Below are 12067 nucleotides of genomic sequence, written 5' to 3'. Positions count from 1 at the left end.
CCTCGTCAAGGACCGTCTCGACCAGGAGCTCGTCGGCAACGTGTCGCTGCGCATCCTCCCGACCGAGCGTCCCGACGCCTGGGAGGTGCAGGGCCGCGGCGAGCTGGCCCTCGCCATCCTGGTCGAGCAGATGCGTCGCGAGGGCTTCGAGCTCACCGTCGGCAAGCCGCAGGTGGTCACCAAGATGGTCGATGGCAAGGTCCACGAGCCGTTCGAGCGCCTCACCATCGACGCCCCGGAGGAATACCTCGGCACGATCACCGAGCTCCTCGCAGCCCGCAAGGGTCGCATGGAGTCGATGACCAACCACGGCAGCGGTTGGGTCCGCATGGAGTTCATGGTGCCGGCCCGAGGCCTTATCGGCTTCCGCACCGAGTTCCTCACCGACACCCGTGGCACCGGCATCGCGCACGGCATCTCGGAGGGCTACGAGCCGTGGGCCGGCGAGATCCGCTCGCGCACCAACGGCTCGCTCGTGGCTGACCGCAAGGGTGCGGCGACGGCATATGCCATGACGAACCTGCAGGAGCGGGGGATCATGTTCGTCGAGCCCACGACCGAGGTCTACGAGGGCATGATCATCGGCGAGAACTCGCGCGCCGACGACATGGACGTCAACATCACCAAGGAGAAGCAGCAGACCAACATCCGGTCCGCCACCTCGGACAACTTCGAGAAGCTGATCCCGCCGCGTCACCTCTCCCTCGAGCAGTGCCTGGAGTTCTGCCGCGACGACGAGTGCGTCGAGGTCACCCCCGACGCCGTGCGCATCCGCAAGGTCGTGCTCGACGCGAACGCCCGGGCCAAGACCGCATCGGCGTCCCGGAAGGCCAACAAGTAGTCGCCTGCGCCGTACCTGCCTTCAGGGGCGGGTACGGCGCAATGACAACACCCCGGCGCCGCAACGCGGAGCCGGGGTGTCGTGGTTCGTGGGGGGTGTCAGCAGCTCGCGGACATGAACGTGAGGTTGCTAAAGAACACCTGCTGGTTGGTGCCAGCATTCGAGGACCAGTAGTTGAGGGTGATCGGCGTGTCCTTCGCGATCGTGCCGGGGTAGGTGACCGTGACGTTGCCACGGTTGCTGTCCAGGTCGAGACTCGAGTCGTCGTTTCGCTGGCGCCACGGGCCTACGGCATTGTTGGTTTCAGGGACGTCGAGGCCGTTCCCGCGCACGTAGTTGCTGGTGCTGTTCCTCGGTGTGACGGTGAAGTTCCTGGTCCCATCAAGAGTGATTCGGTCGTAGAACCCGTTGTCGACGCTGTCGATGTCGGTCAAGGTGAAGCTCAGTCCAGTGATCGCCCTGGCGAAGCTGATCTGGACGACCTCGCGATTGCCGAAGCCGCCGTTGAAGTTGATGTGTCGAAGCTGCAGGCCCCTGCCGATGCCGAGTCCGCCGAGGTTGTCCTGCGCCACGACCGTCATGCTGTCGCCGGCGCGCGTGGTGGTTCCAAAGACGGAGCTGCGGAAGGTGACCTCGATCGACTGAGACCCGGTCGGACCGGTGGCGATCCCCTTGCCGACGTGGACCGGGAGACTCTTGTCGACCGTGTAGGTGTTCGAGGTCCAGTTCAGAGAGAAGCCCTCGGCTGCGCCCGTGCACGTGAGGGCAAAGGCGGGAGCAGCGGCACCGATGGCCACCACCGGCACGGTCCAGGCAGCGCTGCGCACCAGAGTGCGCCGGGTGGGGCGCGCAAGCGTCGCGGACATGGGGGGTTCTCCTCGGAGCGGGGACTCAAGAGATGTTCTTGACCTACACCGAACCGTAGGCAGTCGCCATGATCGATCCCGCAAAGCGGCGACTACGCCCGGGTAACAACCTCCGCCACGTCCGTGACCTGCATCATCACTTCGGCGACGAGGGCAACAATCCCGCCATTCTCCAGCGAAGACCTGTCACGTCATCTACGATCCGGGCCCGGTCGGGCGCTCGCGGACAGCCCTGGTGCTCGACCAAGCAGTGTCACGGGCCAGTCGTCTCCCCCTAGAGTTCGACTTGTGACCGACCCTGTTCTCCACGCGGTGGTCGTCCGTGTCCTCGGGGTCGCTGTCGCCATACCAGCGCACGACGCTCTCGCTGCGTCCCGCCTCCGCCACCAGTGGGCCAGGGCCTTGACGACGGCGCCGGCCGAGGTCGTGGCGGACGCCAGCGGACTTGTCGGCATGGAACCCGAACAGCACGACTACACGATGACCTCGCGGGTGACCCTGCGGGCGCTCGAAGCCACCGCGGGGACTCGACTCAACGTGCACGCGGGTGCCGTGGCGGACTCTGCGGGTCGAGCTCTTGCCGTCGTCGGCGAGTCCGGTATGGGCAAGACCACTGCCATCAACGCGCTCGCTCGGCGACTGGGATATCTCTCGGACGAGACCGTGTCGGTGAGCCCGGACCTGACGGTGCACCCCCACGCGAAGCCGTTGTCCGTGATCACCGATCGCAGCCGTCCCGACAACAAGGCGTCGGTGTCTCCGGACGACGCCGGGCTGCTGATCGCTCCTGAGCACGCCACGCTGCGGCGGATCGTGCTGCTTCGCCGCGGACAGGGAAACGCCGGCCTGGTCCCCCTCACCACCCCCCAGGCCATGGTCGAGATCGTGCCGCAGACCTCCTCCCTGGTGCTGCTCGGCCATCCCCTCCTCACCCTGGGCGAGATCATCGAGGGGTGCGGAGGTGCGTTCGCACTGCACTACGAAGAAGTGGACGACCACCTCGATAACCTGATCCACCTCCTGAGCGAACCCGATCGGGCGCGGTGTCCGGTGATCCACCATCCGCCGGTCGATCCCCCGCCGGCCGACCCGGGACAGTGGTCGCGGCACCCGTGGCTCGATGCCGTGCAGTACGACGACGAGCTGGTCGTGATGGTCGGGGACACTGCGCACCTGCTGGCCGGTCTCGGATCGACCATCTGGCTGGCACTCGCCGCGCCCATGACCGACGCGGGGCTCGTCGCCGTGGCTGAGGCCGAGCACGGCCCGCACCCCGACGCCGGCGCACTGATCGAAGCCGCCTTGGCCGAGCTCCACGGGCACGGGCTGGTGACGCAGGCAGGGTGATCGGCCCGCTGTACGACTGCGATCGGCGCCCCTCGCTGGGAAAGCGCTCCGGATCGTGAAGCGGCTCCTAGACTCGCGTCGTGCCCGTGCCTCTGGTCTCGATCGTCGTGCCCTCGCGTGGCGGCGCCGACCGACTGCCCGTGCTGCTGGACGCGCTCCGAGCGCAGGAGGGTCCGGAATGGGAAGCAGTCGTCGTGATCGATGGCGACGTGGACGACTCGGGACCGCTGCTGCGGGAGCTTGCCGGAGACCTGCCTGTGCGGATCGTGGTGTTCGATCAGAACCAGGGTAGGTCGGCTGCCTTGAACGCAGGGTTCGCTGAGGCTCGCGGCCAGGTGCTCGTCCGGTGCGACGACGACCTGGTGCCGTCTCCCGACTACGTCTCCCGACACGCCGCAGCCCACGACGGTCAACCTGTCGGCGTCGTGGGCCTCTATCGCAACGTCTATCCGGAGACCGCCTACGCCCGGGTCTACGGCCGGCACTGGGACGAACAGTTTCGCCGCGAGGCCTACTCCAGACCACCGGACCAGTGGTGGCGCTGTTGGGCAGGGAACGTGTCGGTCACTCGCGAGACGTGGGAACGAATTGGTCCGTATGACATGGGATTTCGCGCCTACGGCTGAGAGGACGTCGATTGGGGCTACCGCCTCTCGTTGGCAGGGATCCCCGTACTGCTCGATCCCGGACTGGAGACTGAGCACCGCATCGCGGCGACCACCACGGCCAGCCGAGCGCAACGCGCGTTCTACTCGGGCGCTGCCCAGCTCAAGTTCGACGCCAAGCACGGCATCACCAACCCCCGCCACTCGCCCTCGGGCCCTTGGCAGAGAGGGGTGTCCACGGTCGCCGCGAGCCTCGACGAGGACCGTGCGACCCGCCTCGGCCGGCTCGTTGACCACCTCGCGGACGTGCTGCCGGAGCGCGTGGCCCGCAAGGCGGTGGCTCTCACGGTCGAGTCGTCTGCCATCGCGGGTCGCGTCCGAGGAGATGCGGGAGGAGCGATCTGATGCAGGGCGTCTCGATCGTCATCCCCCACTACGGCGACCCCGCCCCAGCGCTGGCACTCATCGCACAGCTCCGCGCTGCGGACACGCGGGTACCTGTCCAGATCATCGTCTCGGACGACGCCTCTCCCATGGCGTTCCCGGCCACCGAGGGTGTCGAGGTGATCCGCCGCCGGACCAACGGCGGCTTCGGAAGCGCGGTCAACACCGGTGTCACCCTGGCGCGTCAGGAGCTGCTGCTGATCCTGAACAGCGACCTGGAAATCCCCCCTGACTTCGTGGACAGGATGGTCCAGGCGAGTGCGAAGTATCCCCGCGCAGTGCTGTCGCCCCAGGTCGTCGGCCACGACGGAGCCTTCGGCTGGCCCGGGCGCGACTTCCCCAGGGTTCGCCACTACGCGACAGAGTGGTTGACGCCGCTGGCGCGTTGGCGCGACACCAAGGCGTGGCACAGGGCGGTGGGCCACGACGTCCATGCCAGCAGCCGGGATTCCCCAGTGGACTGGGTCATCGGGGCCGCGATGCTCCTCCCGGTGGGCGAATTCCGAGCCGTGAGTGGTTTCGATGAGCGCTTCTTCATGAACGCAGAAGAGGTCGACCTGCAGAGAAGGCTGCGGGACAAGGGGGTTCGGGCGATCGCCCTGGCCACGCCGGTGGTGGTGCACACGGGTGGGGGGTCCTCACCCTCCGGGAAACGCCGGGAGTGGCTGGTCGAAGCCAGGTTCCTCTACGCACGCAAGTGGGGGGGCGAGAGGCGTCTCCGCTCGGCTCTGACGGCCTGCTCAGTTGCCAACTTCGCAGTGAATTGCGTGCGTCGAGCCAGGGGCAGCTCAGTCGCGCCTCTCGTCACACTTCGATGCGAGCTCGCACTGGCCCTCCGACGGCCCCGAGGACGACACGGCTGATGACGAGCCCTGCCCGGCGCATCGCCGTCGTCAGCACCGTCCTGCCATACGCGGGGGTGCCGCACGCCGGCGGCAACTACCTCTTGGCTCTCAATCGGGCGTGGGACCTGCACGGACTGGACTACGCCTACCTCGTCCCCGCCTACCCTTCGAACGAAGCCGCCGCGACGGTCGACGGCACGCCACGGCACCTCGTCCTGGGAGCGCGTGAGACTCGCTTCGGCCGCACGCTACGCCGGGTGACGGACTGGTGGCGTCGGCTCGACCCCGGCGCGCCCGACCTCGAATTCGCCTGGGCGATCCTTCGCGACCCGACCGCTCGTCGACTGATCTCCGAGGCGGATGTCATCGACGTTCAGTGGATGGAAGCCATCAGACTCCAACCCCTCTTGCGCAGACTGAACAGGCGAGCCCTCCTTGTCGGGACCTTCCACGACGTCCTGAGTCAACGGTTCGCCCGGGCAGCAGACAGTGCGACGCCGGGACGGAGCAGGATCAAGTGGTGGGCGGCCACCCGGCTGGCACTGCGGTCGGAGAAGCGACTCGCCAGCAGGGTGGACGCTTGCGTCTACTTCGCTGACAAGGACGCCGAGTTGATGGGCACGCCAGCCGGCTCTCGGATCATCGAACCACCCATGGCTTCGCCGGATGCACCGCCGCACGTGCCTGCACATCCTGTTCGGGTGGTGTTCGTCGCGTACCTCGCCCGTCCCGAGAACCTGGACGCGCTGCGATGGATGGCTCATGCCATCTGGCCCACGGTGGTGACGGCTCATCCGGCTGCGACGCTCCGGGTCATCGGCAAGGGGCCCACCGAAGACCTACGCTCTCAGTTCGCCAGCACGCCGGGCGTGGAGGTCGTCGGCTACGTCGACGACCTGACGTCGGAGTATGCGGCTGCGGCCGCGTGCATCGTCCCCCTGCGACTGGGGGCCGGCGTGAAGTTCAAGGTCATCGAGGCGATGGCCGCCGGCGTCCCGGTGATCAGCACGTCGACTGGCGCGGAGGGCATCGGGACCGCCGAGAGATTCGTGGCGGTCTCCGACAATGCCTCGGAGCTCGCCGCAGCGTTGATCGAAACGCTCGCCGACCCGGTCACCAGCAGTCGGCGGGCCGAGTCCACGCGGGCCTGGGCGTTGGAACGCTTCGGTTTCGAACACTTCGTGGACGCGGTGGCAGAGGTGTACGGGCCGATCCAGGCAGGCGCGCACCGCGCGACGATGCCCGACGTCGATGCAGGGGCCCCACCAGACCAGGAGTGATCCCCGCAACCACGAGACGGCATGAACCCCTTGGTTCCAACTCGAGGCTGGCACCTCGGGTGTCAAACTACGCGAGTGCCCATCCTGAGCAGTGCCCTCCCTCGGCTCGCGAGGCTCATGGGTTTCCCTCCGGGAACGGGGGCGCTCGTCGATGAGCCGACCCGTCGCCGCCTCGTCATCTCGGCGGGTCTGTCGACGCTCCTGGCTCTCCTCGACATGGCCGGGGTCGTGGCGATGCTGCCGATGATGCAGTACGTGACGGGCCAACCGGTCGACTCCGGCGCACTGGGGTTCGTCAACAGCCTGCTCGGCGAACCATCCCTTCGCACCCTGATCGGATCCATCGCCCTGGTCATCGTCGGCGCGTTCATCCTCAAGGACGTTGCGGCCATCGTCGTACGCCGCTGGCAGCTCTCCTTCATGGCGCATCAACAGGTGTCCATCTCCACGGCACTTCTCCAGGGCTACCTCACCGGGCCCTACGCGTGGCACCTCCGCCAGAACACGTCCGACAAGCTGTGGACGGTCACCGGGGGTGTCGGGATGGGGTACTCGGGAGGCCTCACCTCTGCACTGACGGCTTTCACCGAAATCCTCACGATCGCCTTCATCTTCACCTCGTTGCTGGTCATGTCGCCATGGGTATCATTGGCGGCCGCGGCCTACTTCGGGTTGGCCGTCTGGGTCATCCAGCGGTTCGTGCGGCCCCGGATCCAGCGAGCGGGTGAAGAGGTCCGGGAGGCTTCCCAAGCGATATCGAAGGCGTCCCTGCAGCCGCTCACCTCGGTGAAGGAGATCAAACTGCGCCGGGCACACGGCCCGTTCGTCGAGGAGTTCCGAGCGGCCAGCCGAGCCAATGCCGATGCCATCGTCCGTGCGACGGTGCTCAATGAGATCCCGAAGTACTTCCTCGAGATCGTGTTCGTCCTCGGTGTCGGGATGCTCGCCGTGAGTGCGACCACCACCTCGAGCAGCGCCGACAGCCTGGTGCTGCTGGGCATCTTCGTCGCCGCCGGGACGCGCATACTGCCCAGTTGCGTCCGGCTCATCAACGCGTTCTCCGGGATCCGGTTTGCTCGGTCCCCGCTCCAGCACCTGACCCACGTGCACGGTGAACTGGCACGCCATCGAGCTGACGAGGTCGCCGCAGTCGTGACGGGTCGGGTGCCCGTCGGGGACGTGGACGTCCGCGACCTCCACTTCGCCTATGCAGACCAGTCGGACACCGAGGTCCTTGCCGGCGTCGACCTGCAGATACCTGCGGGCTCGTCGCTGGCAATCGTCGGCTCGAGCGGCGCGGGCAAGAGCACCCTGGTCGACATCTTGCTCGGACTCCACCGCCCCAGTTCCGGAACGGTCACGGCGGGGGGCGTCTCCGTGTTCGACAACCTGCCGGCCTGGCAGCGACAGCTCGCCGTGGTTCCGCAGGAAGTCATGCTGCTCGACGCCTCGATCCGCGAGAACATCGCCTTTGACGAGCACGCGGACGACGAACGTCTTGCACGGGCGGTCGACCGGGCTCAGTTGGCCGACCTCGTTCACGAGCTTCCCGATGGCCTGGACACACAAGCCGGCGAGCGGGGCATGCGACTGTCGGGCGGTCAACGTCAACGCATCGGGATCGCTCGGGCGCTGTACCGGAATCCGTCCCTCCTGGTGCTCGACGAGGCCACGTCGGCTCTCGACAACGAGACAGAGCGACGGCTGACCGAGACGGTCGAAGCGCTCAAGGGTTCCATGACCATGGTCATCGTCGCTCACCGCCTTTCGACCGTCCGGCACTGCGATGCGTTGGCCTTCATGCACCGTGGGCGAGTCGCCTCGTACGGCACGTTCGACGAGGTTCGACGCGACAATGTGGAGTTCGCCCACCTCGTCGCGCTGGGCGCGCTCTGATCAGCGATAGTCCGTGAAGTCCAGCAGCAGCCGGTCGTCATGGCGGACGTGGGCGTGGTACTTGAGCGTCAGTGGGTCCAGGACCCGTCCGAGAAGGTCCGTCCAGCCGAAGGGGTAGTCCGCGCCTTCGCCGTAGATCCCGGCCGCGGAACACGCAGCAAGCAGAGGGGACGCCGCATCCATCCGCCGATGCATCTCGTCCATCCATTCCGCCGTCAGCGGAGTGTGGGAGCGCATGAGGAAGGAACTCTTGCCGAACATCATCGGATAGCGGATGAGGATGTCCCTCCCCATCCGACCCGGGTACTTGCCGATCCAGTTCGCATCCGTGGTGCGGAAGCTGGTGACCCACACCTCCGGTTCGGTAGCCATCGCTGCGAAGGCAGACCGCCACGAACCGACAGGAGCCTTGATGTCGGAGTAGCCGCCGCCGTGATGGTGCATGAGGTAGCCGCGCAGGTAGTCGGAGCGGTGGATGAGTGACAACTGCCCGAATGCCGGATGAAGCAGATGGTCGGGGAGCACCCAGTCGGCCACGTTGTCCGGAGTCACCAGCTCGACCGGGACTTCGATCTCGTCTCGCAGACGACGGAGGTTCCTCGCCCGGGCAGGTGTCAAGGGATTCGTCCCCGTCCAGAGGGCGAACACCCGCTCAGGCAACTGCGAGGCCTCGCCGTCGGCGTGGTCGTGGCGGAGGAAGGTGTCGGCGTAGCGCTCGGGGCGATACGTCCACGGGTGGCGGCCGGTGTTGCGGAAGAGCCGCGTCGCCGTCGCAAACTTGGCGCGCCGGTAGCCGCGCCCGGTGCGCTTCCTTGCCACGAATGCCGCATGCTTCGTACGGCGCAACGGAGCGAGCGGATCCATGCGCCCAGTGTCGTCGGCCCCTTGCGCAGGGTCCAATCCCACGGGTGGACGCGCCGACGGCCTCTACGATGTCGCCCATGGAGGCAGCGGTTCAGTGCTCGGTCGTCATCCCGACGTACAACGCTGCTCACCTGATCAGCGACCAACTGTCGGCCCTCATGAACCAAGAGGGTGCGCCGCCCTTCGAAGTGATCGTGGCGGACAATGGCTCGACCGACGATCTCGAAGGAGTCCTCGATGCCTGGCGGCCGCGGCTGCGGCTGCGGCATGTGGACGCCTCACGCAGACGAGGCGTCTCGGCGGCGCGCAATGTCGGCATCGAGCATGCTGCCACGGACCGGATCCTGCTCTGCGACGCTGACGACGTGGTCTCGGCCCTGTGGGTGGGTGCGCTGCACTCCGGGCTGGACGACCACCCCCTGGTCAGCGGGCCTTCTGAGACCGCTTCACTCTCGGGTCCGTCCGCGACGTGGATACCCATATCCAGCCAGACAAAAGGCCTGTTCCAGACGTGGTCAGTTCGAACCTACGGGCTAGTGGGCAGCACTGGCATCAGGCGCGAGTTCTGGGAGAAGGTCGGCGGGTATGACGAGACCTTCCCGGCGGGCGCGGAGGAGATCGACTTCGCGTGGCGAGCGTGGGACCTGGGTTTTCGGTTCGGGTATGCCCCCGACGCGCTCCTCCACTACCGGATCCGGACAGACCTCCGGGGGGTGCTCCGACAGCAGCTCAACTCCGGACGGGGGTCGACCACGCTCTACGCCAAGTTTCGGCCGCAGGAGGTGAGGCCCAAGTCCCCTCTCCGCCGGTTACACCACGAAGCGATGCTGCTGAAGCAGTTCCCCTGGCGAGGCGATGGCGACGCGCGCCGGCAGTGGTTGTGCGTCATGGCGTTCGAGACCGGCAAGTTGCTTGAAGCTCGGAAGTTGCGCACGCCCGCACCGTGAGAGCGCGCGTAGATCCCGTAGATCCAGTTGACGACGGTCGAACCAGCAGATGGAGCCGTCAGGACGACCCCAGCCGCTCCCATCAGGTCCAGGGGTTGGTGGCAGTTCACCCGTCTAGTCTTCGAGCATGCCGTCCCAACTGTACTCCGCCCGGGTCGTGGTCGGCGCGACCCGACGCTCGGCGGTGGTCCGGTCGTGAATCCGGTGCGAATCCTGCTTGTCGCTCCTGCTTTCCACGGATATGGGGACTCCATCGCCGGGGCGCTACGTCGGGCAGGTCACGAGGTCGTCCTGCATCGGTACGACGAGAACGCGACGAACTGGGCGAAGCTCCGGACTAAGACCCTGGATGAGCTGCCTCGCCGACTGGGCGCAGCTCCCGAAGTGGGTTCCGCGGTTGCACGAATGACGACGAAGGCCGCTCGAGCTGTGGCCCACATGCGACCAGACGTCGTCATCACCGTGAAGGGTGACGTCCTGGGCCCCGCCTACTGGTGCTCCATCGACGACTCGGGAGCTCATCAGCTGCTGTGGCTCTACGACGAGCTCGCCCGCATGCGTTTCGCGGAGGAGGTCCTCGGATCCCGACCCTCCATCGTCTCCTACTCCCCGAACGACGTGCTGCTGCTCCAAGCCCGTGGCCTGCGCGCAGCGCACGTCCTGGACGCGTACGACCACACCGTGACCTTCTCGCCGGTGCGTTCGGAGGAGGTGGTGTTCGTGGGTGCGCGATACCCCGAACGGACCCGCATCCTCGAGGCGCTACATCACCGCGGAGTCCGTGTGCGCGCCTACGGCCGGGACTGGTCCAAGCACCCCTTCGACCGTCTGCGCACCTGGCAGATCGAGCGGCCCGATGTCCCGTCGGGGCGTGACGTCACCCGCAGCGGGGCATACGGGATCACGGCAGGCGCCGTCGCCGGGCTGAACTCGCACACCGACCAGGACGGCTTCACGATGCGGACCTACGAGTTGCCGGGGACCGGTTCCCTCCAGCTGATCGACCGTCCCGACATCGACGCGCTCGACGAGCCCGGCCGCGAGGTCCTGGTGTTCGGCGACCTCGACGAGCTGACCGAACTGTGCCGGCGTGCGCATCGAGACCGGCGGTGGGCCCAGGAGATTGCCCGGGCCGGGCGCGCCCGGACGCTGGCTCATCACACCTTCGACCATCGCGTTCCCCAGCTGGAGTCGGCCTGGTCCTGATCGCCGCGGCTAGGGTCGTGACCATGGGCCTCGCCTCGCGCATCGCGGAATCCCCTCCCTCCATCCGCTGGCACGTCTCCCGGCTCAGGACTGAGCTGGTCTATCGCCCCGCGTTCGGCTCCCTCGGCAAGGGAACCGTGATCGTGCGCCCGCACCGGTTGCAGAACGTCGCCAACATCCACATCGGCACCGACTGTGCCTTCTTCGAAGGTGCGTGGCTGGCGTGCGAGCGCGATGCCGGCCCCTTGGTGATCGGCGACTCCAACTACTTCGGCCACGGCGTGCATCTCCACGCGATCGACCCGGTGACGATCGGATCGAACTGCGTCTTTGCCGACGGGGTCTTTGCGGCGTCCACGGACCATGACAGGGGCAGACCCCAGGGCGTCCATGCCACGGGCCCGATCTCCATCGGTGACAACGTGTTCGTCGGGCAACGCGCAGTGATCCTGGGTGGGGTGACTATCGGGGACGCAGCGACCGTTGCCGCGCACGCCGTCGTGACGAGGGACGTCGCTGCTGGCGCGACCGTCGCGGGCGTCCCTGCCAAGGTCATCGGGTCACGGTCACCGTGAACGGGCTGATCCACCCCACCGACCTGGAAGCTTGGCGTTCGTGGCACGAGTCGCGCCACCCACTTCGCTCGGCGGCACGAACGCTCGTCCGACGAGGACGCGACGAGACCGCACCGGTGGAGCTGTTGAGTCCACCCACCGCCGCGTCGGTACTGGTGTGCATCGAAGCAACGCACGCCAGCGTGCGCAGTGCTGTGGCAAGCACGTTGACGCATCTTCCCGTCGAGTCGACGGCGATCCTGTGTCCGTCCGGCTGGGGGCCACCCGATCGGTACGCCGGGCACGTGCGACTACCTGTGGGTGCAGCCGACCTGCCCCAGCGAGTCCCGGAGATCCGAGCAGCACTGGCAA

At 67.2% G+C, this 12067-nt stretch carries 10 protein-coding genes and 2 pseudogenes; 10 read left to right on the top strand and 2 right to left on the bottom strand.

Annotated features, from left to right (window positions below; translation table 11 throughout):
* A pseudogene (locus JWN68_RS13320) lies at positions 1-841 on the top strand (translational GTPase TypA); the annotation flags it as partial.
* Between the two features lie 98 nt (positions 842-939).
* On the opposite strand, the gene JWN68_RS13315 reads toward JWN68_RS13320, so the two are convergent.
* A complete protein-coding gene (locus tag JWN68_RS13315) occupies positions 940-1707 on the bottom strand; it encodes a hypothetical protein (protein ID WP_297739687.1) in 768 nt (255 codons plus the stop codon).
* Between the two features lie 288 nt (positions 1708-1995).
* On the opposite strand from JWN68_RS13315, the gene JWN68_RS13310 reads away from it, so the two are divergent.
* From JWN68_RS13310 to JWN68_RS13285, 6 genes are all read left to right on the top strand, one after another.
* A complete protein-coding gene (locus JWN68_RS13310) occupies positions 1996-3054 on the top strand; it encodes a hypothetical protein (RefSeq protein WP_297739685.1) in 1059 nt (352 codons plus the stop codon).
* Between the two features lie 80 nt (positions 3055-3134).
* Complete coding sequence (locus JWN68_RS13305; RefSeq protein WP_297739684.1) at positions 3135-3680, top strand: glycosyltransferase family 2 protein; 546 nt, start codon at positions 3135-3137, stop codon at positions 3678-3680.
* Positions 3681-3710: 30 nt separating this feature from the next.
* Entirely contained in the window at positions 3711-4064 is a 354-nt protein-coding gene (locus JWN68_RS13300) for a hypothetical protein (RefSeq protein WP_297739682.1), read from the top strand.
* Positions 4064-4966 (top strand): glycosyltransferase family 2 protein, encoded by a 903-nt coding sequence (locus JWN68_RS13295; protein ID WP_297739680.1) that lies wholly within the window; start codon positions 4064-4066, stop codon positions 4964-4966. Before JWN68_RS13300 ends, JWN68_RS13295 begins: the two co-directional genes overlap by 1 nt.
* On the top strand, positions 4966-6228 hold the full coding sequence (locus tag JWN68_RS13290) for a glycosyltransferase (RefSeq protein ID WP_297739678.1): 1263 nt from the start codon (positions 4966-4968) through the stop codon (positions 6226-6228). Before JWN68_RS13295 ends, JWN68_RS13290 begins: the two co-directional genes overlap by 1 nt.
* Before the next feature lie 75 nt (positions 6229-6303).
* On the top strand, positions 6304-8124 hold the full coding sequence (locus tag JWN68_RS13285; RefSeq protein ID WP_297739676.1) for an ABC transporter ATP-binding protein: 1821 nt from the start codon (positions 6304-6306) through the stop codon (positions 8122-8124).
* Here the strand turns inward: JWN68_RS13285 and JWN68_RS13280 are convergent, their stop codons facing one another.
* Entirely contained in the window at positions 8125-8988 is an 864-nt protein-coding gene (locus JWN68_RS13280; protein ID WP_297739674.1) for a hypothetical protein, read from the bottom strand.
* Positions 8989-9065: 77 nt separating this feature from the next.
* On the opposite strand from JWN68_RS13280, the gene JWN68_RS13275 reads away from it, so the two are divergent.
* The 3 genes and pseudogenes from JWN68_RS13275 to JWN68_RS19370 form a co-directional block, all read left to right on the top strand.
* Complete coding sequence (locus tag JWN68_RS13275) at positions 9066-9935, top strand: glycosyltransferase family A protein (protein ID WP_297739672.1); 870 nt, start codon at positions 9066-9068, stop codon at positions 9933-9935.
* Positions 9936-10340: 405 nt separating this feature from the next.
* Complete coding sequence (locus JWN68_RS13270) at positions 10341-11141, top strand: glycosyltransferase (RefSeq protein WP_297739670.1); 801 nt, start codon at positions 10341-10343, stop codon at positions 11139-11141.
* 23 nt (positions 11142-11164) lie between these two features.
* Positions 11165-11698, top strand: a pseudogene (locus JWN68_RS19370) (acyltransferase); the annotation flags it as partial.
* Positions 11699-12067 lie beyond the last annotated feature (369 nt).

This window comes from Nocardioides sp. (assembly GCF_025964975.1).
In the GTDB taxonomy this organism is placed as follows: Bacteria; Actinomycetota; Actinomycetes; order Propionibacteriales; family Nocardioidaceae; genus Nocardioides.
Note: the sequence above shows the minus strand (reverse complement) of the source record. Positions and strands in the feature narration are given on the sequence as shown.

Bases quoted from the DNA above. Each gene is read 5' to 3' on its own strand.
- JWN68_RS13280 (WP_297739674.1), bottom strand. From the start codon at position 8,988: ATGGATCCGCTCGCTCCGTTGCGCCGTACGAAGCATGCGGCATTCGTG.
- JWN68_RS13295 (WP_297739680.1), top strand. From the start codon at position 4,064: ATGCAGGGCGTCTCGATCGTCATCCCCCACTACGGCGACCCCGCCCCA.
- JWN68_RS13275 (WP_297739672.1), top strand. From the start codon at position 9,066: ATGGAGGCAGCGGTTCAGTGCTCGGTCGTCATCCCGACGTACAACGCT.
- JWN68_RS13270 (WP_297739670.1), top strand. From the start codon at position 10,341: ATGACGACGAAGGCCGCTCGAGCTGTGGCCCACATGCGACCAGACGTC.
- JWN68_RS13290 (WP_297739678.1), top strand. From the start codon at position 4,966: ATGACGAGCCCTGCCCGGCGCATCGCCGTCGTCAGCACCGTCCTGCCA.
- JWN68_RS13315 (WP_297739687.1), bottom strand. From the start codon at position 1,707: ATGTCCGCGACGCTTGCGCGCCCCACCCGGCGCACTCTGGTGCGCAGC.